The organism is Halomonas sp. ND22Bw (assembly GCF_003011945.1).
Lineage (GTDB): Bacteria > Pseudomonadota > Gammaproteobacteria > Pseudomonadales > Halomonadaceae > Halomonas > Halomonas halophila.
The window spans coordinates 1-318 of the sequence record NZ_PXWD01000501.1 but is presented as its reverse complement, the minus strand read 5'-3'; the positions used below and the strand labels follow the sequence as shown (position 1 = coordinate 318).

The following is a 318-nucleotide window of genomic DNA, read 5'->3' as shown; positions in this document are numbered from 1 at the left end:
AAGCGCGATGCCGCCCGGCCGTCCGGTGGAGTCGTCGACGATGATCGTCGTCATACCGTCGCGAGCGAGGTGATCCTGGATAAGCGCTGGGCCGAGCTTGCCGATCGCAGCGGTGCCGTATCCCGCTTTGCGTGCGGCTTCGAGAACAGTCGTTTCGTTGAGGTAATTGCCGCCGAAGTGCGTATCGACCTCGCCGAGCACGGCATCGTTTTCGAGGAACGGGGTGACGCTGCCCGCCGCGCTTGCGATCGGGGCGGCCGTCCAGATCGTGTTGCTGAAATCGCCGGTATCGCCAAGCTGATGGCCGGTCGCGAGACT

1 protein-coding gene is annotated in these 318 nt (G+C 64.5%); it reads right to left on the bottom strand.

The window, feature by feature from the left end; translation table 11 throughout:
- Positions 1 to 318: hypothetical protein (locus CVH10_RS25900; protein WP_219924844.1), on the bottom strand; the 318-nt coding region annotated here is incomplete at both ends.